The 21,455-nt window shown below is 63.6% G+C and carries 23 protein-coding genes; 13 read left to right on the plus strand and 10 right to left on the minus strand.

Translation table 11 applies throughout. The annotated features are described in order from the left end of the window. Positions 1-36: 36 nt before the first annotated feature. From NKJ04_RS24960 to NKJ04_RS24975, 4 genes are read right to left on the minus strand one after another with little or no spacing between them, the layout of a single operon-like run. Positions 37-558 (minus strand): CoA-binding protein, encoded by a 522-nt coding sequence (locus NKJ04_RS24960; protein WP_023810278.1) that lies wholly within the window; start codon positions 556-558, stop codon positions 37-39. Next, positions 555-1,331, minus strand: a complete 777-nt coding sequence (locus tag NKJ04_RS24965) for an AAA family ATPase (RefSeq protein WP_023810277.1) — start codon at positions 1,329-1,331, stop codon at positions 555-557. The genes NKJ04_RS24960 and NKJ04_RS24965 overlap by 4 nt, the downstream gene beginning before the upstream one ends. Next, positions 1,331-1,753 carry a VOC family protein gene (locus NKJ04_RS24970; protein ID WP_023810276.1) on the minus strand — a complete coding sequence of 141 codons (423 nt, stop codon included), beginning with the start codon at positions 1,751-1,753 and terminating at the stop codon, positions 1,331-1,333. Before NKJ04_RS24970 ends, NKJ04_RS24965 begins: the two co-directional genes overlap by 1 nt. Positions 1,754-1,763: 10 nt before the next feature. After that, on the minus strand, positions 1,764-2,585 hold the full coding sequence (locus NKJ04_RS24975) for an enoyl-CoA hydratase (RefSeq protein WP_023810275.1): 822 nt from the start codon (positions 2,583-2,585) through the stop codon (positions 1,764-1,766). Positions 2,586-2,735: 150 nt separating this feature from the next. Here NKJ04_RS24975 and NKJ04_RS24980 point away from each other — a divergent pair, with 150 nt between their 5' ends. The 3 genes from NKJ04_RS24980 to rpsI all read left to right on the plus strand — a co-directional run bounded on the left by NKJ04_RS24980 (position 2,736) and on the right by rpsI (position 4,365). Then, positions 2,736-3,200, plus strand: coding sequence for a PaaI family thioesterase (locus NKJ04_RS24980; RefSeq protein WP_023810273.1), 465 nt, complete (start codon positions 2,736-2,738; stop codon positions 3,198-3,200). Positions 3,201-3,416: 216 nt separating this feature from the next. Continuing rightward, positions 3,417-3,881 carry a 50S ribosomal protein L13 gene (rplM, locus tag NKJ04_RS24985; protein WP_013532205.1) on the plus strand — a complete coding sequence of 155 codons (465 nt, stop codon included), beginning with the start codon at positions 3,417-3,419 and terminating at the stop codon, positions 3,879-3,881. A 1-nt stretch (position 3,882) separates the two neighbouring features. Then, entirely contained in the window at positions 3,883-4,365 is a 483-nt protein-coding gene (rpsI, locus tag NKJ04_RS24990) for a 30S ribosomal protein S9 (protein WP_352442562.1), read from the plus strand. Positions 4,366-4,521: 156 nt separating this feature from the next. On the opposite strand, the gene NKJ04_RS24995 is transcribed toward rpsI, so the two are convergent. Further along, positions 4,522-5,421, minus strand: a complete 900-nt coding sequence (locus tag NKJ04_RS24995) for a LysR family transcriptional regulator (protein WP_023810271.1) — start codon at positions 5,419-5,421, stop codon at positions 4,522-4,524. Positions 5,422-5,512: 91 nt separating this feature from the next. On the opposite strand from NKJ04_RS24995, the gene NKJ04_RS25000 reads away from it, so the two are divergent. Then, entirely contained in the window at positions 5,513-6,385 is an 873-nt protein-coding gene (locus NKJ04_RS25000) for an aldo/keto reductase family oxidoreductase (protein WP_023810270.1), read from the plus strand. 281 nt (positions 6,386-6,666) lie between these two features. Here NKJ04_RS25000 and NKJ04_RS25005 read toward each other — a convergent pair whose 3' ends face one another. Together NKJ04_RS25005 and NKJ04_RS25010 are read right to left on the minus strand one after the other, a co-directional pair. Beyond that, positions 6,667-7,725 carry a glycerophosphodiester phosphodiesterase family protein gene (locus tag NKJ04_RS25005; RefSeq protein ID WP_023810269.1) on the minus strand — a complete coding sequence of 353 codons (1,059 nt, stop codon included), beginning with the start codon at positions 7,723-7,725 and terminating at the stop codon, positions 6,667-6,669. A 97-nt stretch (positions 7,726-7,822) separates the two neighbouring features. After that, on the minus strand, positions 7,823-9,031 hold the full coding sequence (locus NKJ04_RS25010) for an acyltransferase family protein (RefSeq protein ID WP_023810268.1): 1,209 nt from the start codon (positions 9,029-9,031) through the stop codon (positions 7,823-7,825). Between the two features lie 123 nt (positions 9,032-9,154). On the opposite strand from NKJ04_RS25010, the gene speB reads away from it, so the two are divergent. The 4 genes from speB to NKJ04_RS25030 all read left to right on the plus strand — a co-directional run bounded on the left by speB (position 9,155) and on the right by NKJ04_RS25030 (position 12,354). Beyond that, on the plus strand, positions 9,155-10,162 hold the full coding sequence (gene speB, locus NKJ04_RS25015) for an agmatinase (protein WP_023810267.1): 1,008 nt from the start codon (positions 9,155-9,157) through the stop codon (positions 10,160-10,162). 30 nt (positions 10,163-10,192) lie between these two features. Next, a complete protein-coding gene (gene argC, locus NKJ04_RS25020) occupies positions 10,193-11,119 on the plus strand; it encodes an N-acetyl-gamma-glutamyl-phosphate reductase (protein WP_023810266.1) in 927 nt (308 codons plus the stop codon). Next, the gene (locus NKJ04_RS25025) at positions 11,116-11,958 is read left to right on the plus strand and encodes an aminoglycoside phosphotransferase family protein (protein WP_352677836.1); all 843 of its coding nucleotides are present in this window, start codon (positions 11,116-11,118) and stop codon (positions 11,956-11,958) included. Before argC ends, NKJ04_RS25025 begins: the two co-directional genes overlap by 4 nt. 78 nt (positions 11,959-12,036) lie before the next feature. After that, the gene (locus tag NKJ04_RS25030) at positions 12,037-12,354 is read left to right on the plus strand and encodes a hypothetical protein (protein ID WP_023810265.1); all 318 of its coding nucleotides are present in this window, start codon (positions 12,037-12,039) and stop codon (positions 12,352-12,354) included. Positions 12,355-12,373: 19 nt separating this feature from the next. On the opposite strand, the gene NKJ04_RS25035 is transcribed toward NKJ04_RS25030, so the two are convergent. Continuing rightward, positions 12,374-13,465 carry a COX15/CtaA family protein gene (locus NKJ04_RS25035; protein ID WP_352677765.1) on the minus strand — a complete coding sequence of 364 codons (1,092 nt, stop codon included), beginning with the start codon at positions 13,463-13,465 and terminating at the stop codon, positions 12,374-12,376. A gap of 198 nt (positions 13,466-13,663) precedes the next feature. On the opposite strand from NKJ04_RS25035, the gene NKJ04_RS25040 reads away from it, so the two are divergent. Next, entirely contained in the window at positions 13,664-13,879 is a 216-nt protein-coding gene (locus NKJ04_RS25040) for a DUF2842 domain-containing protein (RefSeq protein ID WP_352552823.1), read from the plus strand. A gap of 15 nt (positions 13,880-13,894) precedes the next feature. Here NKJ04_RS25040 and NKJ04_RS25045 read toward each other — a convergent pair whose 3' ends face one another. Further along, positions 13,895-14,953 (minus strand): polysaccharide deacetylase family protein, encoded by a 1,059-nt coding sequence (locus tag NKJ04_RS25045; RefSeq protein ID WP_352677768.1) that lies wholly within the window; start codon positions 14,951-14,953, stop codon positions 13,895-13,897. 91 nt (positions 14,954-15,044) lie between these two features. Between NKJ04_RS25045 and NKJ04_RS25050 the strand changes: the two genes are divergently transcribed. Further along, positions 15,045-16,268, plus strand: a complete 1,224-nt coding sequence (locus NKJ04_RS25050) for a GNAT family N-acetyltransferase (RefSeq protein ID WP_352677769.1) — start codon at positions 15,045-15,047, stop codon at positions 16,266-16,268. A 4-nt stretch (positions 16,269-16,272) separates the two neighbouring features. After that, a complete protein-coding gene (locus NKJ04_RS25055) occupies positions 16,273-17,109 on the plus strand; it encodes a GNAT family N-acetyltransferase (RefSeq protein WP_352677771.1) in 837 nt (278 codons plus the stop codon). Positions 17,110-17,155: 46 nt separating this feature from the next. Here NKJ04_RS25055 and NKJ04_RS25060 read toward each other — a convergent pair whose 3' ends face one another. After that, on the minus strand, positions 17,156-19,426 hold the full coding sequence (locus tag NKJ04_RS25060) for a GumC family protein (protein ID WP_352677773.1): 2,271 nt from the start codon (positions 19,424-19,426) through the stop codon (positions 17,156-17,158). Positions 19,427-19,684: 258 nt separating this feature from the next. Here NKJ04_RS25060 and NKJ04_RS25065 point away from each other — a divergent pair, with 258 nt between their 5' ends. Both NKJ04_RS25065 and NKJ04_RS25070 read left to right on the plus strand, forming a co-directional pair. Further along, positions 19,685-20,248 (plus strand): polysaccharide biosynthesis/export family protein, encoded by a 564-nt coding sequence (locus NKJ04_RS25065; RefSeq protein ID WP_013532220.1) that lies wholly within the window; start codon positions 19,685-19,687, stop codon positions 20,246-20,248. A gap of 10 nt (positions 20,249-20,258) precedes the next feature. Further along, positions 20,259-21,389, plus strand: coding sequence for a glycosyltransferase family 4 protein (locus tag NKJ04_RS25070; protein ID WP_352629805.1), 1,131 nt, complete (start codon positions 20,259-20,261; stop codon positions 21,387-21,389). Positions 21,390-21,455: the final 66 nt, after the last annotated feature.

Below are 21,455 nucleotides of genomic sequence, written 5' to 3' on the forward strand. Positions count from 1 at the left end.
CGTTTGCCGGAATAATTTTGCGCTTTCGCCCCTCGCCTATTTCTGGCGGACGCCAAAACTCTGGAAGCCAGAGCGCATCAGCGGCTTCTTCGACGACAGCACGCCGGAATTGACGCCGGTCCAGCCGATCTCGCCGGACAGCTTGCCATATTCGATTTTGGGGCAGCGGTTCATCACCACCTTGATGCCCGCGGCCTCGGCGCGCGCGGCTGCCTCGTCATGGCGCACGCCAAGCTGCATCCAGATGACTTTCGGCAGGGGATCGAGCCGCAACACCTCGTCGACGATGCCGGGCACTGCCGCCGGCGCGCGAAAAATGTCGACCATGTCGACCGGCTCCGGAATATCGGCGAGCCTGGCATAGGTCATCCGACCGAGTATCTCCTTGCCGGCCTGGCCGGGATTGATCGGGAACACCGAAAAGCCCTTGGCCAGCAGATATTTCAGCACGAAATAGCTTGGCCGCACATCATTGGCGGACGCGCCGACCATGGCGACGGTCTTCACCGAATTGAGGATGCCGGCGATGTAGGTGTTGTCGTAACTATCGTGGATCATGCCTCGTCCTCATACAACGCCTCGTCGAGAAAGCCATCCGGGTCATTGCTAAAATCGCGCAGCATGCGGAAGTGGTCCGTGTCGCGAAAGTCGGCGGGTTCCAGCCCGAACCGGCTGATGCGGAACAGCCGCGCGCCGGGACAGGCCATCAGCAGCGGCGAATGCGTCGCCATGATCACTTGCGCGGTGCCCGACTGGTCCATGCGCCGCAGCATCTTGAGCAGTTCGATCTGGCGCGTCGGGGACAGTGCGCTCTCGGGTTCATCGAGGATGTAGATGCCTTGCCTGCGGCAGCGCTCCTCGAAAAATCGGATAAAGCCCTCGCCATGCGACCAGGACAGGAAGTCCGGCGGCGCCCCGCCAGACTCCAGCGCTGCCTGATCGAGATAGCGGGCCACGGAGTAGAAGGATTCGGCACGAAAGAACCAGCCGGCGGTGACTTTCGGCAGCCAGTGACCGCGGAATGTGTTGGCCAATGCAGCACCACTCTTGTCGATGGCGCTGGAATGGTCCACCGGCCGATAGCCCTTGCCGCCGCCGACCTCATCATAGCCGGCCAACGCGCCGATCGCCTCGAGCAGCGTCGATTTGCCGGTGCCGTTCTCGCCGACAATGATGGTGATCGGCGTGGTGAATTCGAGCTCGAACTCATGGCCGCGAAACAGCGGCAGGTTCCAGGGATATTTTTCCCAATCCTCGACCCGCGCGGGATCAAGCAGGATACGCTTGAGGTAGGGAGCTTTGAGCCGCGTCAGCTGCTTGCGATGGGCCATCAGCCGGGGAGCGAAATCGTGCCGTCTTCCGCGATCGGAAAGGCCGGATTGTGCGCCACTTCCCAGACATGCCCGTCGGCGTCGGCGAAGTAGCCGTACCAGCCGCCCCAAAAGGCCCGGCCGGCCGGCTTGACGATGCGGCCGCCGGCTTTTTGCGCCCTGGCGAGCACGTCGTCGACTTCGGCGTCGGAGCGGGTGTTGTAGGCGAGGTAGACCGCCGATGGCGCCGCGGCGAAGGCAATGCCGGAATCCTCTTCTGCGCTGGCACGTGGGAACAGGCCAAGAATGACGCCGCCCATCTGGAAGAAGGCGACACCGTCGGTGATACCGGCATGCCGCTTCAAGCCCATCGCCTCGTAGAAGCGCACCGCACGGTCGAGATCGTCGGTAGCAATGGTGATGATGGAGATGCGCGGTTCCATGACGTTCTCCTTACTCGTCCTTCCATTCCGGCTTGCGCTTGCCGATGAAGGCACCGATGCCCTCCTCCGCGTCGCGTGCCAGCATGTTCTCAACCATGATCCGGCCCGTATAGGCATAGGCGTCCGCCAGGCCCATCTCGGCCTGCGCGTAAAAAGCCTCCTTGCCGGTCTTGACCACCAAAGATGATTTGGAAGCAATGGTTTGCGCGTATTTGGTGACAATCTGATTCAGATATTCGCGCGGCACGACACGGTTGACCAGGCCGAATTCCTTGGCGGTCGCCGCATCGATCGTCTCGCCGGTCAGCAGCATCTCCATCGCATGCTTGCGCGAGACATTGCGCGACAGCGCCACCATCGGCGTCGAGCAGAACAGGCCGATGTTGACGCCCGGCGTGCAGAAAGTCGCCTCATGCGAAGCGATCGCCAGGTCGCAGCTGGCGACCAGCTGCAGCCCGGCGGCGGTGGCCAGGCCGTCGACTTCGGCGATGACAGGCAAGGGATGGCGCACGATGGCCTGCATCAGCGTCGCACAAGCGGCAAACGTCTCCGCGAAGAAGGCCTTGCCATGATCGGCGTCAGTGCGGCGCGCCGTCATTTCCTTGAGATCATGGCCGGCGCAGAACACCTTGCCGGATGCCGACAAAACGATCACGCGAGCCGCCTTATCGGCCTTGGCGCGCTCGAGTTCGGCCGTCAGCGCCGCCATCACCGCCAGCGACAGGGCGTTGGCGGGCGGATTGGCGAGTGTGAGGCGCAGCACGCCCTTGTCCAGTCGTGCAACAACCGGACCCTCAACGGCGGCAGGCTTGATGGCAAGGATTTCGGCCATGGATAAGGTCTCCGCGATTCCGCTGGGGCTGCCAGAGTATCTAATACCGGATCAGGTTTCGTCCAACACCGATCGCTTGCACCAGGGGACGAAGATTGTCAGAAATGCCGCGCCGCGCCCATACAGGTAGGCCAAAAACGAGAGACCGACATGCCCGCCCAAACCAATTTGAAGCCGGTGCTGACCGCGCAACAAGTCAATGCGCTGCTGGAGACCGTCTATCCGCAGCTCAATGAGCAGTTCAAATATTTCGAGGCGATCGACGTGTTCCCCGGCGGCTGCACCGTGCGGCTCAACGCCGGCGAGCGGCACTTGCGTCCGGGCGGCACCGTATCCGGCCCTTCGCTGTTCACGCTGGCCGACATTGGCGGCTACGTCTGCGTGCTCAGCCATGCCGGGCCGGATGCGCTTTCCGTTACCGTCAACCTCGACATCAATTTCGTGCGCAAGGCCGAGGCCGGACCGATCGATGGCCATTGCCGCATCCTGAAGCTCGGAAAGAGCCTGATGGTGTTCGACATCGACATCGTCGCCGGCCCGGACCGGCACACTGTGGCGCACGCCACCGGCACCTATTCGATCCCGCCAAAGCGAAATGGCGATGTGGTAAAATAATACCTTTTAACTAAACTATTGTTTTTGCAGTACTTTACCTGCTATCCACCGTTTCGTGCACCTTGACGCCACAAACACCCTCGCCTATAAGCCCATCACGAAGCAGCGGCCCGCAAAGGCCGCCGTTTTGTTATTGGCGGCGGGCAGCGTCCTTCCGACAATCCAAGCAACAAGAAACGCCTTCCCTCGTGAAGGTCAGAACCGAGAGCAGAAAACATGACAACCTTTTCGCAGAAGCCTGCGGATGTGGTGAAGAAGTGGATCCTGATCGACGCCGAAGGTCTCGTCGTCGGTCGTCTGGCCACCGTCATCGCCAATCATCTTCGCGGCAAGCACAAGCCGACCTTCACCCCGCATGTCGACGACGGCGACAACGTCATCGTCATCAATGCCGACAAGGTGGTGTTCACCGGCAAGAAGTTCACCGACAAGGTCTATTACTGGCACACCGGCCACCCAGGCGGCATCAAGGAGCGCACCGCGCGCCAGCTGCTCGAGGGTCGTTTCCCCGAGCGTGTCGTCGAGAAGGCCGTTGAGCGCATGGTCCCGCGTGGCCCGCTCGGCCGTCGCCAGATGAAGAACCTGCGCGTCTATGCAGGTGCCGAGCATCCGCATGTCGCCCAGCAGCCCGTCGTGCTCGACGTGGCCAAGCTGAACGCCAAGAACAAGAAGGTCGCATAAGATGGCTGAGCTTTCCTCGCTCGCAGAACTGGGCGCCGCCACCGGCAACACCAATACCCAGCCGGCGGCCCCCGTCCACGTCCAGAAGCTCGACAAGTCGGGCCGCGCCTATGCCACCGGCAAGCGCAAGAACGCCATTGCGCGCGTCTGGGTGAAGCCGGGTTCCGGCAAGATCATCGTCAACGACAAGGAATTCGCGACCTATTTCGCGCGTCCGGTCCTGCAGATGATCCTCAACCAGCCGATCGTCGCCTCCAACCGCGCCGGGCAGTACGACATCGTCGCGACAGTTGTCGGCGGCGGTCTCTCCGGCCAGGCTGGCGCCGTGCGTCACGGTATCTCCAAGGCGCTGACCTACTACGAGCCGACGCTGCGCGCCGTGCTCAAGAAGGGCGGCTTCCTGACCCGCGACAGCCGCGTCGTCGAGCGCAAGAAGTACGGCAAGGCGAAGGCCCGTCGTTCGTTCCAGTTCTCGAAGCGCTAAACGCTCCGCAGCTTCAGACCATCGAAAGGCCGCCTCCGGGCGGCCTTTTTGTTTGCGGCTCGGCAGTCACCCCATCCGCGCCTGCGGCGCGACCTCCCCTCGACGGGCAGGTCGGCGCGTAGTGCCGGTGGGGTGATGGCGCCGTCACAAAACAGGTCAGGCCTTGCCGCCCTTGATATAGTCGATGAACGCCCGCAGCGGGGCCGGAACCAGGCGCCGGCCGGGATAATAGAGGAACGGTCCGGGAAAACTCGGCCACCACGGTTCGAGAATGGGCTCAAGCGCGCCGCTTTCGAAGTAAGGGCGAAGCCAGCCCTCGAAGAGGCCGATGATGCCTGTGCCCGCGATGGCCGTATCGACGGCAAGATCGGTCGCGCCGCCGATGCGCACGATCAGCGGCCCTGTCGGATCGACCCGCACCACCTCACCGTCGCGCTCGAACTCCCAGGGCAGCATCGCACCGCTGGCAAAGCGCCCGCGCACGCAAGAGTGGCCAAGCAGATCGCTCGGGTGTTGCGGTCGCCCATGGCGAGCAAGATAGGCAGGGCTGGCGGCGGTGGCGAAGCGCTGCACGCGCGGTCCGATCGGCACCGCGATCATGTCCTGCTCCAGCCGCTCATCATAGCGGATGCCGGCGTCGCACCCGGCCGCCAGCACATCGACGAAGTTCTCATCGGCGATCACCTCCAGCCGGATGCCGGGATAGGCGGCGAGGAAACCCGGCACGATATCGGGCAAGATCAACCGCGCGGCGCTGACCGGCACATTGAGACGCAGCGAGCCCGCCGGCCTGTCGCGAAAGCCGTTCACCACGTCCAGCGCCGCCTCCACCTCCGACAGCGCCGGGCCGAGCCGCTCCAGCAGGCTGAGGCCCGCCTCGGTGGGAACAACGCTGCGCGTCGTGCGATTGAACAACCTGACGCCAAGCTGCACTTCCAGGCGACGCACCGCCTCACTCAACCCGGAGGCGCTGCCGCCGCTCGCACGCGCGCCATCGCGAAAACCGCCGGCGCGCGCCACCGCCACGAAGGCGTTCAGATCGCTGAGGTCCATCATTGTTCGCCATTCCGCACGGCCTGTGTGGATTGTACCGGATTATCACGAGGTTGGGCAGCGCCTATCTCTGCCTCCTCAAAGGAGATCAATCATGTCCAACATCCAACAATCCGGCACCTTTAAGCTCGGCAGTCATACCGTGAAGCGGCTCGGCTACGGCGCCATGCAGCTCGCCGGTCCCGGCGTTTTCGGACCGCCTAGGGACCATGACGCGGCATTGGCCGTGCTGCGCGAGGCGATTGCGCAGGGGATCGACCATATCGACACCAGCGACTTCTATGGCCCGCACGTCACCAACCTTTTGATCCGCGAAGCGCTGGCGCCCTACCCTGACGATCTCGTCATCGTCACCAAGACCGGCGCCCGGCGCGGCGCGGATGGATCGTGGTTGCCGGCCTTTTCTGCCGAAGCGCTGACCCAGGCGGTGCATGACAATCTCAGCAATCTCGGGCTCGATGTGCTCGACGTCGTCAACCTACGCATCATGTTCGATACCCATGGTCCAGCCGAGGGATCGATCGAAGCGCCGCTCACCGTGCTGGCCGAGCTTCAACAACAGGGCCTGGTCAGGCACATAGGATTGAGCAACGTGACGCCGGCCCAGATCGCGCAAGGACGCGGGATCGCCGAGATCGTCTGCGTGCAGAACCAGTACAATCTTGCGCATCGCGGCGACGACGCCCTGATCGACGATCTTGCCCGCGACGGCATTGCCTATGTGCCGTTCTTCCCGCTCGGCGGCTTCAACCCGCTGCAATCCTCCACCCTGTCGGACGTCGCAACGCGCCTCGGCGCCACGCCAATGCAGGTTGCGCTCGCCTGGCTGCTGCGCCGCGCGCCCAACATCCTGTTGATCCCCGGTACATCGTCGGTCGGGCATCTCAGGGAGAACCTCGCGGCTGCCGAACTGGTACTTTCAGATGATGTGCTGGGAGAGTTGGATGGGATGGCGACGGCGGCTTGAGGCGCAGGACCTGCATGCAGCTATGGAAGCTAAGGCCGTCTTCGGACGGCCTTTTTAGGGCTCGGCAGTAACCCCGCCCGCTTCGCGCCGACCTCCCCATCAAGGGGAGGTGGGGCGCCGCGCTTTACATCCAGACTACTACCTGGTCGTGCAGGCCCCCGGCGGATCGAAAATAGCCGCGACCTCCTACCTCCCCTCGATGGGGAGGTCGGCGCGCAGCGCCGGGTGGGGTGATGGCGCCGGCGTTCCCAAGGTGGGGTGACTGCGCCAGCATCGGATTGCTAATTGATACTGGCCGTATTCGCCGGCTCAACGGGCCGCGCCTCGTCCGCATAGGGCACGCGAAAACCATTCGCCGCCAGCCAGCCGATGGCCGCCTTCGGCTCGTCGGTCTGGATGATGGTGGCGCCGCGATCGGCCCAGAAACCCCAGGCTTCGCGCGGCAGGCTGGCCTGTATGGCCAGTTCGTCACCGCGGCCGCCCGCCAGGAAGCCGCCCGGTTTGTTGGCGATGGCGTAGGTGTCGGCCCAGATGTGCCAGTTGCCCCTGACCGCGGCCGCGCGCATGCGCGTGCTGAACAGCGGCCCGCCGGCTTCGGTCAGCGTGTCGGCGCCTGCCCGCCAGTTGATGAGCTCGATCGCGCGCGGCGAAAAGGCATGGTCGACCGTCCGGGCGAAGCCGGCATCACGCACCGCATCATCGGCGATGATCGGCATGAACTGGAAGCCGCCGCCGATAGCGGCCATGGCGGCCTTAACCGTGGTGATCCTGGCCTGGTTCCACAAATTCTCCTTGACGATGACCTGCTCGGCCAAGCCGAGATCGCGAGCCACCGCGATCATGCCCGAGAGGTCGCCGACGTCGAGCTTGTTGTCGAGGTTGATGAGGATCCTGTCCCTGGTTGCCATGAGCATCTCGCGCAGCGTCGAAACCGTCTCATTGGTGACGGCGCCGGTGCCCTCGATCACCAGCCTGCAGGTCTTCAGTTCGGCCAGTGTGTATTTGACCACCTCGCCCTTGCAGGTCGTGGTGCGGTCGAGCCAGCTGTCATGCATGACGACGAACTCACCGTCCTTCGAGCGCCTGATATCGACCTCGACGATTTCTGCGCCCATCGCGATCGCCCCCTCCACGGCGGCAATCGAATTTTCCGCGTAGAGCGTCTTGCCCGCCTGCATGCTGCCGGCGCGATGCGCGACCACCATGACGTGGTCGCGCCACTGGTTGGCGTGCTCGAAGCGGTCAAGAATCTGCCTGGCGCGGGTCTCGCCGGCCAATGACTGGCCAGAAAAGGCCGCAAGTGCCGAGGAAAACAGAAGGCTCAGCCAGATGGTCCGCATCGAGAATCGCTCCTTGCCGGATCGAAATCGGGATAGGCGACCCTCGTGACATCCAGGTGAACGAAGCCGGCTAGCGGTTGTTCGCGGGGAGTGCGCGTCAGATGCGTTTTGAGAGCCTGCGGAACCACGCCATGGCCGGCATCTCAATGAGGCGCCAAGTGATCCAGGAGGCGGCAATGGTGGCGGCGAGCATGACGGCGATTGCCACCGCTCCCATCCAGCCGGCACCGAAGCCGGTGGCAGGCTGGCCGCGCAGCGTGAAGTCGCCGATCAGGCCGAGGCCGAGCTTGCGCTCGACGAGCCCGGCGACGTTGATCATGCGCGCCTGAACGAAGACGTGGACCATGTAGATCGAGTAGGACAGCGCGCCGAGGGTCAGCATGAACGGGGCTCTCAGCAAGGCGCTGATCCAGCCGCCTTCATGGGCGAACAGAAACAGCGCCAGCGCGAACACCAGGGGGGCCGCGATGCCAAAATCATTGTCGCCCGCCAGCGAGACGAAAAGCACGATGACCGCCACCATGACGATCTCGGCAAGGGTCCAGGCCATCCGCGGGCCACTCCTGGCGAGGACCTGTCGCGCCCCTGCAATGGAATCATGCTGAAACCAGGCCAGCAAGGCGCCGAGCGAGAAGCCATACAGGCAGCGGATGAAGCCGAAATCGAAGGACACATCCATATGATGGGTCGAGAAGCCGAGCAGGAACAGCGGTGCGGTGACGGCGGCGGCAACGAACCATATCCAGGCGCGCGCGCCGGCGACGAAGACCACGCCGGCAAACAAGAGATAGGCGAAGAACTCGGCCGAAATGCTCCAGCTCGGCGCATTCCAGGTCAGCTGATCCTCGAAGCCGACACCCTGGAGCAGGAGAAGATTGGCAAGCAAACTCTTGAGATCGAAGCCGCCGGTGAAGGGAGCAGCCCCGGTTCCATGCAGTTGCGGCAGCATCAGCCGCAGCAGCTCGAAGCCGGCAAAGGCGGCAAGCATGAGCAGGTGCAGCGGGTAGATGCGGCCGAAACGGACCAAGGCGAAGCGCGCGACCTGTTCCGGCTGGTTCAGCCGATCGCCGTAGCTGCTGGCGATGACGAAGCCGGAAAGGACGAAGAAGAAATCGACGAACAGGTAGGACGAACCGATGAAGGCGCTTTGCGAAATCGTCGAAGCGGTCGGAAAGTGAAACAGCGCCACCAGAAGCGCGCAGATGCCACGCCACGAATCGAGCACCAGGAAGCGTTCACCGGCGACCGTGCCGGTGTGGGTCGACGCCGCGGCACGGGTGGGGTTGAGAAACGCGGTCTGCGTCATGATGATACAATCCTGTCTTGCCGTGGCACTCGGGCAGCGCCATTCCGTCTCGCCAAGCTGTGACTGGCATCTTCCGTGCCGGTTCTGTAGTTGTTGCAACCCGATGAAAAACGAGGATCCGTAATGGCGAACAACAACATCGACAACGCCTTCACCGCCCGTTCCAAAACGGGCGCCGCGTTCGAGCCGACCTATTCCGGCGCGCTGTCGTTCATGCGGCGCAAATACACCAAGGACGTGAAGGGCGCGGATGCTGTGGTATGGGGTATTCCCTTCGATGCCGCCGTCACCAACCGGCCGGGCGCCCGCTTCGGGCCGCAAGCCATCCGCCGTGCCTCGGCGATCCTCGACAACGACCCGCAATATCCGTTTTCACGCGATCTGTTCGAGCATCTGGCGGTCGTCGACTATGGCGATTGCCTGCTCGATTCGGGCAATCATCAGAAGACACCCGGCACGATCGAACGTGAAGCGGCCAAGATCCTGAAGTCGGGCGCCTTCCTGCTGACGCTCGGCGGCGATCATTTCGTCACCTGGCCGCTGCTCAAGGCGCATGCCGCCATCCATGGTCCGCTCGCCTTGGTGCAGTTCGACGCCCATCAGGACACCTGGCCGGACGACGGCAAGCGCATCGATCACGGATCCTTCGTAGGCCGTGCCGTCAAGGAAGGCATCATCGATCCCGACCGCTCGATCCAGATCGGCATCCGAACTCATGCGCCCGACACGTTCGGCATCAAGATCCTCCATGGCCATGAAATCGAGGAGATGCGGGCGTCCGATATCGCCTACGCCATCGTTGACCGCACCGGCGGCAAGAAGACCTATCTCACCTTCGACATCGACTGCCTCGATCCGGCCTATGCGCCGGGAACCGGCACGCCGGTCGCCGGCGGACCGTCCTCGGCGAAAATCCTGTCAACGCTGCGCCAGCTCAACCAGATCGATATTGTCGGCGCCGATGTCGTAGAGGTTGCGCCGGCCTATGATCACGCCGATATAACGGCGATCGCCGGCTCGATGGTGGCCATGCAATATCTCGGCCTGCTGGCTGAGCGAAAGGCCCGGCTTGAAGAGTTGAACAACGGCAACCACAATGGTGCCGCAGTGATTCAAGGTCAGGGCATATAGTGTTGAAATACCAAGGAATTTGATCAACCCATGAAACCGAAAATCTTCATCGACGGCGAACACGGCACCACAGGCCTGCAGATCAGGGCGCTGCTTACCGAGCGCAGTGATCTGGAGATCATTTCCATCCCGACCGAACGCCGCAAGGAAACGGCGGCACGCGCCGAGTTCCTCAACGCCGCCGATGTCGCGATCCTGTGCCTGCCCGACGACGCGGCGAAGGAAAGCGTCTCGCTGATCGCCAACGACACCACCAAAGTCATCGATGCGTCGACCGCGCATCGCGTGGCGGAAGGCTGGGCGTATGGTTTCGCCGAGATGGACAAGGACCAGGCAAAGGCGATCGCCTCGGCAAAACGCGTCGCCAATCCAGGCTGCTGGCCGCAGGGACCGATCGCCACGCTGCGGCCGCTGGTCACATCAGGCCTGCTGCCGGCGGATTTCCCGATCACCGTCAACGGCATTTCGGGCTATTCGGGCGGCGGACGGCCGATGATTGAGGACTATGTCGCCAAGGGCGAGGACGCCTCGGAATTCCTGCCCTACGGCCTCACCCTTCAGCACAAGCACGTGCCGGAATTGAGGGCCTATGCCAGGCTGTCGCATGATCCGATCATGCAGCCGGCGGTCGGCAATTTCGCGCAAGGCATGATCACCGTCGTGCCGTTGCAGCTTGGCGGCCTCGACCATGTGCCGACCGGTGCGGAACTGCATGCGGCGATTGCCGACCATTTCGCCGCTATCAAGGGCGGCGTGGTCGAGGTGGCGCCCTATGCGCATTCGGAGCGCATGCCGGAGATCGATCCCGAGGTCTACAACGGCACCAACCGGATGAAGGTCTATGTCTTCGCCAATGACAAACGGGCGCAGGCCCTGCTGCTGGCGGTCTACGACAATCTCGGCAAGGGTGCCTCGGGCGCCGCCGTGCAGAACATGGATCTGATGCTCGGCCTCTGATGGACACGCCCGCCTTTCCGGCGCGCTGGAAAGTCAGCGCACCCGAACTCATTGCCGAGACCTTTTCGAGCCGCATCTGGAAGGTTTTGCGCGCAGACGGCTCGCCGGCGATCGTCAAGGCGCTCAAGCCTTTCGACGACGTCGCCGACGAGTTGCGCGGCGAGCATTATCTCGCCTGGCGACGCGGCGAAGGCGCGGTGCGCCTGCTCGGCCGCGACGGCCACAGCATGCTGCTCGAATATGCCGGTGAGACCTTGTTGGAGCAGGTGCTCGACCAACAGGGCGACAACGCCGCCACCGAAATCGCGGCCGAGGTGATGGCGAAACTATTTTCACAGGGGAAAGACCCCTTCCCGCCCGAGCTTCAGCCGCTCCGGGAACGGTTTTCAAGCCTGTTCAAGAAGGCGACAATCGACCGCGATTCGGGCCATGACAGCCTCTATGTCGAGGCCGCCATCATCGCCGATCGACTGCTGGCCAATCCGCACGATATCAGGCCCCTGCACGGCGACCTGCATCACGAAAACATCCTGCACGGGCCGCGCGGCTGGCTGGCGATCGATCCGAAGGGCGTTCTCGGCGACCCCGGCTTCGACGCCGCGAACATGTTCTACAACCCGCTCGACCGGGACGAGCTTTGCCTCGATCCGGAGCGGATCGCGCATATGGCCGAGATCTTCGCCAAAACACTGGGCCAGACGCCACCAGCCGTCCTTGATCATGCCATCGCCTATGGTTGCCTGTCGGCTGCCTGGCATCATGAGGACGACAATGAGGTCGAGGAGAGCCGCGAATTGTCGATCGCCGAGGCGATCCGGGCGGTGCGGGCAAGCTTCTGATCGCGGGCTGCGGCGCGGTAATCGCTTGTTCACAGCGATGGGCTACTGACTGGCCTCGGCTCCACTTCGGGATTTGTCATGGTCAGCGCGATTTCGGGTTCCTCCCAGGCAGCCCAGTATTCCTCGTCGAGTTCCTCGAGCAATGCAGCCCAGGAGGCCGCGCTCGAAAAGCAGATCCAGGACCTGGAAGACCAGGCCAAGGCGATCACGGATCAGGTAAAGGCTGCCCAGGTGCAGCAGGATATCGCCGTGGCCCAGGCCAGGCTCGATGCGCTCAAGGCCGCCGACAAGGTAGCCAAAGCCGCTCAGGACCAGTCCGCGCCGTCCGCCGCGGCGTTGCGGCAGGCGGAATTCGATGGCGAGAAGACGACATCTACAAACGAATTCTGGATGTAGTTGGCCGATCGGTTCGAGGTCAGGCCCTGCGTGCGATTTCGTGCGGCAAGGGATAGGCGCCCTTGGTGCCGCGCCAATGGGCGGCTGCAAACCCCAGGACGATGAGCGCAAATCCCTGATGGGTCAGCGCCATATGCAGCGGCACATGCATCAGCAGCGTGCCGATGCCGATCGAGGCCTGCACCAGCACCAGTAGAAACAGCAGCGTCGCGCGGCGCGCATGCGTCGAGCCTGGCAGCCGCCGGCGCGTGGCGATCATGTGCCACAACGCCACGACGAATACCGTGTAAGCGCCAAGCCGATGGACGAACTGCACCGTCTTCGGGCTCTCGAAAAAATTGCGCCATGCCGGCTCGAGGATCAGCAGATCGCCCGGGATGATCTTGCCGTCCATCAACGGCCAGGTGTTGTAGCTGAGGCCGGCATCAAGCCCGGCGACCAGGCCGCCGAGATAGATCTGGATCAGCGCCAGCAGCACGATGAAGCCGGCCAGCCTCTGCGTCGACCGATCGGCGGCGGGTTCGGAATGCGGCGCCAGTCCGCGCGCGACCACCATGGTGGCGGTGAAGATCAGCGCGGCAAGCGTCAGGTGGGTCGCCAGCCGGTACTGGCTCACGGACACACGGTCGACCAGTCCTGAAGCCACCATCCACCAGCCGATGGCGCCCTGCAGGCCGCCAAGCAGGAGAATGCCCACGAGTTTCGGGCCCAGGCCGCGCTCGATGCGGCGCGTCGCCCAGAAAACCAGCAGCGGCAACGCAAAGACCAGACCGACGCTGCGCGCCAGGATGCGGTGCGCCCATTCCCACCAGAAGATAGACTTGAAGGCCTCGATGCTCATGCCCTTGTTGAGCTCGGCATATTGCGGGATCTGCTGGTAGAGCTGGAATTCCTCTTGCCACTCGGCATCGTTGAGCGGCGGGATCACGCCGTGGATCGGTTTCCACTGCGTAATCGACAGGCCGGAATCGGTCAGCCTGGTGGCGCCGCCGACCAGCACCAGCGCAAACAGCACCAGAAGCACCACATAGAGCCAGCCGCGCAGCAGCGCCCGGTTATGCAGGTCGCGGTCGCGGGCAACGTATGGCGCGGCAGCTGATATGGCAGCCATGATCTTGTCCCGGCAGGTTGATTTGGCGGATTGGTGGACCATCGCACCCGTGCTGGCAAGACCATACGGCGCGGCACGCCGTCGCGCCGCGTCTCACCGGTTGCACAGTCTCGCCTCAAGGCCTATGCGAGGCCAATACCCCTTGAGCCGGCCAGGCCGCCTGTGCGAATTCCGGCATGCTCGATCAGGAGACCAACCATGCCCCTGCGCCTGAAAAAGCTGATCGGAATGCTTCTGCTGGTGGCGCTGGTCATCATCTATGCGCTGGTCGCATCGATCTTCGCGGTCGCCCGGCTCTCGGAGTCGGGTCCGTGGGTGCATTTCCTTTTCTTCCTGCTCAGCGGCCTGCTCTGGGTGCTGCCGGCAATGGGCATCATCAAATGGCTGATGCTGGAGCCGAGGGCCAAGCGCTAGGGGAAACCGCCAGCGTCAGATGGTGACGACCATCTTGCCGGCATTGGCGAGCGGCGTCGTCACGCCCGACAGCATGGTGCGGATGTGGGCGAGGCTCTGGTAGCGGCCGTTGACGGAAATGCGCGGCAAGGCATGCAGGAACCCGGCATGCTCGGCGCGCAGCACGCCGTGGCGCGTCGTCACGGCGGAGGTATAGCCTGCGTCGCGGGCAAAGCCCACTTCGCGGCAGCCGACGGCGCTGGCATAGCCATAGGGATAAGCGAAATGGCGGGGCTCTTCGCCCAGTTCGGCCCGCAACATGGCGCGCACGGCGCCGACCTCGTGCCGGGCATCGGCTTCGGAAAGCCGCTTCAGATTGCTGTGGTTGATCGTATGGGCGCCGATCGTCACCAGCGGACGCGCGGCGATGCGGCGGATTTCATCCCAGTTCATCAATGTGCGCAAGCGTGGGCCGTCGGAGTCGATGCCGTTTGCGCGAGCTAGGTCACGCAACACAGCCTGCAGGTCCTCCTCGCGGATTTCGGCGGTGAGATAGGCGTGCAGGCGTGCATTGGCCTGCAATTTCTTCGCGGGGGTCGAGCAATCGATCGTCAGCGGACCCTTCGGCCGCGTCAGCGTCAAGGTATCGCGCGCGTTGACGATGTCCTCGACTACATCCCACCACAGGTCGGCTGTGCCGTTGATCAGCCCGGGTGCGACATAGATGGTGATCGGCGCGCCGTGCTTCTCGAGCACCGGCAGCGCCTCGACCATGTTGTCGCGATAGGCATCGTCGGCGGTGATGGTGGCAAACTGACCGCCTTTGCCGCCAGCCTTGATGCACTCCACCGCTTCGTCCATGGAGACGAAGGCATAGCCATGCGCCTTCATGTCGGCGATCATGGCGTCAAGGAAGCCGGGCGCGATATTCAGATGCCGGTTGACGCTGTCCGGCTTTTCCGGCGTCGCGGTAACACGGTGCAGCATCAGGATGGCGCCAATGCCGCCGATGAACGGCTTGGCCAGCGGTGCAAGGCCGGTATAGCGGGCGACGTTCAGCGCCAGTTTCCGGATTGCCTCCCCGCCGTCGATCATTCATTCACCTTTTGCGCCTAGGCTGATCCAAGCACGGAATGCGCCTATGCGAACCCCCAAATCGCGATCAATACGCCCTAAGGATTGAGGTATGGTTGACGCAACCGCGTCATTTGACGGCAATCGGCTTGCGGCGACCGAGGCATCGTCGCGCGCCTTGCCACGGGACCATGCCGGCCTGTCGATTTCAGTGGCGTCCACGGACGGCCTCGCGGCCTATGCCGAGTTCTGCCGCTCGGCTCTGTTTGGGCCGGCGCAGAGTGCTGCCTGGGTCCAGAATTGGGCGGGCGAGACACGACCGGACCTGCTCGTCACGACGCTGAGTGCCGAGGGCAAACCGGTTTTTTCGCTGGCGCTGGAAGTTTCCTCCAAGGGGCCGTTCCGGATCGCCCGCTTCATGGGTGGGCGCCACGCCAACGGCAATTTCGTCGCCGCGGACCCGGACTGGCTGGCCAAAGCGGATATACCGGCCCTCCGATCGGTGCTGGCGGCCATCGCCAAGGCACGCCCGGACATCGATCTGGTCGCGCTCGAGCGGTTGCTGCCCGATCTCGACGGCGTCGCCAATCCGCTCGCATCGCTTGACCATTTTTCCAGCCCCAATCTGTCGCTGGCCGTCGATCTCGCCGGCGGCTTCGATGCGCTGCTTTCCCGCGCGAGCGGCAAACGCAAACGCAAGAAGCACCGGTCGCAGATCCGGAAATTCGAGGCCGTAGGCAGCTATCGGCGCATCGAGGCCCGCACCCCCGACGAGGTGGACACGCTGCTCGACGCCTTCTTCGAGATGAAGGAGCTCCGCTTCCGCAAGATGGGCATCGCCAATGTTTTTGGCGACGCGCAGGTACGCGGCTTCTTCCGCGCGCTGTTCATGCATGCGCTTGCCGAGGACAAGCCTTCCTTCGTGCTGCACGGACTCGAGGTTGCCGGCAAGCTGCGCGCCATCACCGGTTCAAGCCGCTCGGGCAAACGCCTGATCTGCGAATTCGGAGCGATCGCCGAGGACGATCTCGGGCACGCCAGCCCCGGCGACTTCCTGTTCTTCGACAACATCCAGGAAGCCTGCGAGACCGGTTTCGAGGTCTATGACTTTTCGGTCGGAGATGAGCCTTACAAGCGGCTGTGGTGCGATATCGAAACGCGGCATTTCGAAGTGTTGGTCCCGTTGACCGTGAAGGGCCGCATGCTGGCGCTGACGCTTCGGCAAGGCGCGCGGCTGAAAGCCTTCATCAAGAACAGCCCGACGATCTGGAAGCTGACCAAGGTGCTGCGCCGCAAAGCCGCCGGCCAGGCAGCGCCCGCGGAGGAAGATAGCTAGCGCCATGAAGCCGATCATCCGCACACTGTCCCTGCAGGAACTGGCGCTTCTCGTCGACTGGGCGGCGGCGGAAGGCTGGAACCCAGGTCTTGAAGACCCGGCGATGCTCCAGGCGGCGGACCCCGAAGGCTTCATCGGCGCCTTTGTCGGCGACGACATGGCCGCGGCAATTTCGGCCGTGGCCTATGGAAGCGAATTCGGTTTCATCGGCCTCTACATCTCCCGGCCTGACATGCGCGGCATGGGCTACGGCAAGACGGTGTGGGACGCCGGCATGAAAAGGCTCGCTGGCCGGACCGTCGGCCTTGACGGCGTCGCCGAGCAGCAGGCCAATTACCGGCGCAAGGGCTTCGCACCGGCCTACGAGACCATCCGCTTCACCGGGCGCAAGGCAGGCCCGGCGGTCAGGGACGATGGGTTGCGGATGATTACGACGCAGCTCCTGTCCGATGTCATCGCCTATGACTCCTATTGTTTTCCGGCGCCCCGAGGCACCTTTCTGAAGCGATGGCTGCAGGAACCGCATCATGGGCTGGCGGCGATCGGTTCGCGCGGCGTGACCGGCTTTGGTGTGGCGCGCCGCTGTCGATCCGGCTTCAAGATCGGCCCGCTGTTTGCCGACGACATGGAAACCGCTTTGCAACTCCTGGAGGGACTGGCCGGTGCCTGTGAGGGCGGCGAGCTGCACATCGACGTCCCCGCCGACAACACCGGCTTCATAACTGCGCTCGATGCGGCCGGATTTGCGCCGACCTTCACCACCACGCGCATGTACAAAGGTCCTGCCCCGGAACTGGACCTGCAAAGGGTGTTCGGCGTAACGACTCTGGAACTGGGATAGATCGGGCGAACCGCTGAGCGGCTCCGCCAAACGATCCGCGGCTCTCTCAGGCGGCGGCAGTGCGCCGTCCCGGCACCGGATTGCCGGGCGGTTCGTGGCCGAGCGGCGTCACCAGCGTCAGGTCGGGGTAGCCGTTCTCGATCAGCTTGACCGCAGCCTGCGTCACCTCATCGTCGGCCTCCAGCATGGAGAGAAAGACCTCGGTGGCATCGCCGGTCAGGCGGCCGATGCCTTGCGCGTCGGCCGGTCCGCACTCGACCACGACGAGGTCGTAGGCTGTGGTCAGCGACTGCATGATGATCGGCAGCCGGTCGGCGGCACGCATGGCACGAACCGGATCGGCGGTGCCGACCGGAATGACGTGACAGTCCGAGTAGAGATCGGCATGGATGACGTCACTGAACTGCGCTTCCGAAGCGAGCAGGTTGGTGATGCCCGGGAAAAGGCCGCTGTCCAGCATCGGCCGCGAGGCGGCCCCCGACGCGGTGAGGTCCAGCAACAGCACGCGCAGGCCGGCGTCGGCGACCTCGCGCGCCACCAGGATCGCGGATGCAGCCGCCTCGTCGCCTTCCGGCGAGACGAATATGGCGCGCGCCGCACCGCTGGAGATCAGCTTTTCGGCAGCTTTCTCGATATCGATCTCGCCCAGGGTGGAACGCGCCGGTTCGGGCTCGACAGCCGTTTGCTCTGTCGCCGCAGTTGCGGGCATTGCGACCACATCCGGCGCCTCGGCCATGGCCGGCATCGCGGCGGCATAGGGCTCCGCATCGGCTTCATCCGCACGTTCAGGCAGTTCCTGGCGAATGACAGGGTCCCGCAGGATGACAGGCTCGTGGCGGACAAATGGCTCGGAGACCGGCGTCTGGGCCACATGGGGCATCGCCACCTCATCGATCCGTTCGAAACGGGAACCGCTCGCCGGCCGCATCGCGCGGCCTGAAAACAGCTCCCGCAGAAGCGTCACTATGGCCATGATCAGCAGCGATGCGGCGAAAGCCGCGCCGACGATCGGCCCGACCTTCGGGAAATAGGCCTCGGAGGGAACAGAAGCCTTCGAGGCGATCCGGGCGTCGACCGGCAGATAGTTGCGATCCTGGCGCGATGCCGCTTCGCGGTAGTTGGTCAGGTAGAGCTCGAGTTGCTGTCGCTTGGCGGTCGCGTCGCGCTGCAGTGCGTCCAGATCGACCTGCTGTTCGCCGGCCTGCGCCGAAGCGGCTTTCAACGTGTTGACGTCGGCGACAAGCTGGTTCTCGCGGGCCTTTGCCGTCTCGGCCTGCATCAACAGGCCTTTCATGATCTTCTGGGCCTCGCTGCGGATCTGTGCGTCGAGATCGGACAGCTGCGATTTCAGCGCGCGAATGCGCGGATGATTGCCAAGCAGTGTCGTCGACAGATCGGCGATGTTGGAGCGCAATTCGACCTGTCGCTCACGCAAGCGCTGGATCAGGTCCGACGACAGAACCTCCGGCACGGCATCCAGCGAACCGCCATTCTGCAGCGCCCTGCGCACACCGTCGGCGGTCGCTTCCGCAGCGGCGCGGTTGGCGCGCACTTTCGACAGTTCGCTCGACAGTTCTGAAAGCTGCTGGGTGGCCAGCACCGAATTGTTGCCACCCATCAGAAGATCGGACCGGGCGCGATAAGCGGCGACCTTCGCCTCGGCATCCTTGACCTGCCGCTGCAGGTCGGCGATTTCCGGCGCCAGGAAGTCCGCCGCGGCGCTGTTCGATTCGAGCTTGGCCGCCCCTTGCCCCGCTATATAGGCGGCGGCGATCGCGTCTGGTATGGCGGCCGCGAGCTTGGGATCTTCCGATGAGAACTCGATGGCAATGATGCGGGTCTTCTCGACGCCATAGACGTTGAGCTTCTCGTGCATTTTCTTGAGCACGCGCTCTTCCGTCGGAATTTCCATCGGGTCGCTTTTCAGGCCGACCAGGACCAGAGCGCGGCTCAGCGCCGACATGTCGAGCGCTTCATTGAACTCGGGCAGTTTTTCCAGACCGAGCTTTTGCGAGACCTGCTTGAGGATTTCGTTGGAGGAAATGATCTGGACCTGGGTGGCGACGCCCTGTTCGTCGAGAATAGGCTTGTCGGTGTCGTTGTTGTTGCTGGCCGGCCGCGTGTAGATGGATTCGCGCGGCGCGATCTCCACCTGCGTCTCGGCTTTGTAGTGCCGGGTTGCCAGCGAGGCGAAAGCGAAGGCCAGCCCGGTTGCCAACAGGACGACGAGGACTATACGCAGCCAGTTCCTCGCCAGGCTGGCGAAGAGCTGCCTGAGATCGACATCGACATCTGCGGCCGCGGACTGAACGGACATGCATCCCTACTCCGATACTGGGTCAGCACGCACCGTAAACAACTATGGTAACTCAGCCGTTAAGATCGTGGTAAGTTTCCGTTAGGGTTTACTGGCGGGTGACAAACAAAACCGCCAAAAATCACAAAAACTCTTGCCGATGCGCCACGTGTCGGCCGCTCCCTTTACCGGCCATTAACCCTAACAGGATGATAACGGACCTCGATCCCTAGAGTTGCTGCGACGTTGCAGCGACCAGTCGAAGGTACCTGTCCGGCCATGAAAAGCACTGCTTCCCTGTTTCGCGCGCTGCTTGCCGTATCGATGCTGGCTGGCTGTTCCAGCTACCGGCCGACGCCGGCCGCCTTCCATGAGGTGCTCGATCAGCCCTACCGTCTTGGCGCCGGCGACCGCGTCCGCGTGACCGTGTTCGAGCAGGACGGGCTGACCAACACCTACAGCGTCGATCAATCCGGCTATCTCTCCTTCCCGCTTGTCGGCGCCATACCAGCGCGCGGCCACACCGCGCAGCAAATGGAAAAGGAGATTGCCGACAAATTGCGGCAAGGCTATCTGCGCGATCCCGACGTTTCGGTCGAGATCGACCGCTACCGCCCGATCTTCGTCATGGGCGAAGTGGGTGCCGCCGGCCAATATTCCTATGTTCCCGGCCTGACGGTGCAGAAGGCGATCGCCATTGCCGGCGGCTTCACGCCGCGCGCCAACCAGGAAAGCGTCGACATCACCCGCGACATCAACGGCAAGGTGATGACCGGCCGCGTGGTCACCTCCGACCCGCTGCTGCCGGGCGATACGGTCTACGTCCGCGAACGTCTGTTCTGACAGATACCAAGTGGCGGACAGGCTCAGGATCGTCCATTGCTTTCGCTCACCCGTCGGAGGAATTTTCCGGCATGTGCGCGACCTGGCCGAGGCGCAGGTCGCCGCCGGGCATTCCGTCGGCATCGTCTGCGATTCGACGACAGGCGGCACGTTCGAGGAACATCTGTTCGAGCAGATGAAGGACTTGCTGGCGCTCGGCATTCATCGCACGCCGATGCAGCGCCACGTCGGTCCCGGCGACCTTGCCTCGGCCTGGCGCACGTACAGGATCATCAAGGAATTGCGGCCGGACGTACTGCATGGGCACGGCGCCAAGGGTGGCGCCTATGCCCGTCTGTTCGGCTCATTGTTGCGGGTATCAAGGTCTCGCGTAGCCCGCCTTTATTCGCCGCATGGCGGCTCGCTCCACTATGACGAGAACACGACCACCGGAAAGCTGTTCTTCGCGCTCGAGCGCTTCATGGCTCGCTTCACCGACTATCTGCTGTTTGTCTCGGACTATGAGCGGCGGACCTATCGCCACAAGGTAGGCGAGCCGCCCATTCCCAACACCCTCGTCTATAACGGCCTGCGCGCCACTGAATTCGAGCCGGTGATCACCGCGCCGGACGCAGCCGACCTGCTTTATATCGGCATGATGCGCGACCTGAAGGGACCGGACATCTTCATCGACGCATTGGCGCTCGCCGGCCCGCGGTTCGGCCGCGCGCTGACCGCGGTGATGGTCGGCGACGGCGACGACCTTCCGCGTTACCACGGGCAAGTGAAACGCCTCGGGCTCGAGCGCCATGTCCGCTTCCTGCCGCCGATGCCGGCCAGGGAGGCCTTTGCCCTTGCCGCGCTTATCATCGTTCCCTCGCGCGCCGAAGCCATGCCCTATATCGTCCTGGAAACGCTTGCCGCGGGAAAGTCGATGATCGCAACCGCGGTCGGCGGCATTCCGGAGATATTCGACACCGGTTCCCCCGCCCTGATCCGACCTGACCCGATCGAGCTCGCGGACAGGATGAGCCAGGCGCTGGCCGACCCGGCCGCCTATCGCGACCTGATGCCCGATAGCGCCAACCTCAAGGCACGCTTCGGCGCCGATGTGATGGCCGCCGACATCGAGAAGGCCTATTTCGCCGCGCTCGACACGTAGGCGCAGGACCAAGCCGTTCCAAAGCCGTGCGTTGTTTCAAGGGTTTCTTAGCTCTCTTTTGCTATG

It is taken from the genome of Mesorhizobium sp. M0618 (genome assembly GCF_040320765.1).
Lineage (GTDB): Bacteria > Pseudomonadota > Alphaproteobacteria > Rhizobiales > Rhizobiaceae > Mesorhizobium.

Excerpts from the sequence above, each read along its gene's own strand:
- NKJ04_RS24960 (WP_023810278.1), bottom strand. The coding sequence starts at position 558 with ATGATCCACGATAGTTACGACAACACCTACATCGCCGGCATCCTCAAT.
- NKJ04_RS24965 (WP_023810277.1), bottom strand. The coding sequence starts at position 1,331 with ATGGCCCATCGCAAGCAGCTGACGCGGCTCAAAGCTCCCTACCTCAAG.
- NKJ04_RS24970 (WP_023810276.1), bottom strand. The coding sequence starts at position 1,753 with ATGGAACCGCGCATCTCCATCATCACCATTGCTACCGACGATCTCGAC.
- NKJ04_RS24975 (WP_023810275.1), bottom strand. The coding sequence starts at position 2,585 with ATGGCCGAAATCCTTGCCATCAAGCCTGCCGCCGTTGAGGGTCCGGTT.
- NKJ04_RS24980 (WP_023810273.1), top strand. The coding sequence starts at position 2,736 with ATGCCCGCCCAAACCAATTTGAAGCCGGTGCTGACCGCGCAACAAGTC.
- rplM (WP_013532205.1), top strand. The coding sequence starts at position 3,417 with ATGACAACCTTTTCGCAGAAGCCTGCGGATGTGGTGAAGAAGTGGATC.
- rpsI (WP_352442562.1), top strand. The coding sequence starts at position 3,883 with ATGGCTGAGCTTTCCTCGCTCGCAGAACTGGGCGCCGCCACCGGCAAC.
- NKJ04_RS24995 (WP_023810271.1), bottom strand. The coding sequence starts at position 5,421 with ATGATGGACCTCAGCGATCTGAACGCCTTCGTGGCGGTGGCGCGCGCC.
- NKJ04_RS25000 (WP_023810270.1), top strand. The coding sequence starts at position 5,513 with ATGTCCAACATCCAACAATCCGGCACCTTTAAGCTCGGCAGTCATACC.
- NKJ04_RS25005 (WP_023810269.1), bottom strand. The coding sequence starts at position 7,725 with ATGCGGACCATCTGGCTGAGCCTTCTGTTTTCCTCGGCACTTGCGGCC.
- NKJ04_RS25010 (WP_023810268.1), bottom strand. The coding sequence starts at position 9,031 with ATGACGCAGACCGCGTTTCTCAACCCCACCCGTGCCGCGGCGTCGACC.
- speB (WP_023810267.1), top strand. The coding sequence starts at position 9,155 with ATGGCGAACAACAACATCGACAACGCCTTCACCGCCCGTTCCAAAACG.
- argC (WP_023810266.1), top strand. The coding sequence starts at position 10,193 with ATGAAACCGAAAATCTTCATCGACGGCGAACACGGCACCACAGGCCTG.
- NKJ04_RS25030 (WP_023810265.1), top strand. The coding sequence starts at position 12,037 with ATGGTCAGCGCGATTTCGGGTTCCTCCCAGGCAGCCCAGTATTCCTCG.
- NKJ04_RS25035 (WP_352677765.1), bottom strand. The coding sequence starts at position 13,465 with ATGGCTGCCATATCAGCTGCCGCGCCATACGTTGCCCGCGACCGCGAC.
- NKJ04_RS25040 (WP_352552823.1), top strand. The coding sequence starts at position 13,664 with ATGCCCCTGCGCCTGAAAAAGCTGATCGGAATGCTTCTGCTGGTGGCG.
- NKJ04_RS25045 (WP_352677768.1), bottom strand. The coding sequence starts at position 14,953 with ATGATCGACGGCGGGGAGGCAATCCGGAAACTGGCGCTGAACGTCGCC.
- NKJ04_RS25050 (WP_352677769.1), top strand. The coding sequence starts at position 15,045 with ATGGTTGACGCAACCGCGTCATTTGACGGCAATCGGCTTGCGGCGACC.
- NKJ04_RS25055 (WP_352677771.1), top strand. The coding sequence starts at position 16,273 with ATGAAGCCGATCATCCGCACACTGTCCCTGCAGGAACTGGCGCTTCTC.
- NKJ04_RS25060 (WP_352677773.1), bottom strand. The coding sequence starts at position 19,426 with ATGTCCGTTCAGTCCGCGGCCGCAGATGTCGATGTCGATCTCAGGCAG.
- NKJ04_RS25065 (WP_013532220.1), top strand. The coding sequence starts at position 19,685 with ATGAAAAGCACTGCTTCCCTGTTTCGCGCGCTGCTTGCCGTATCGATG.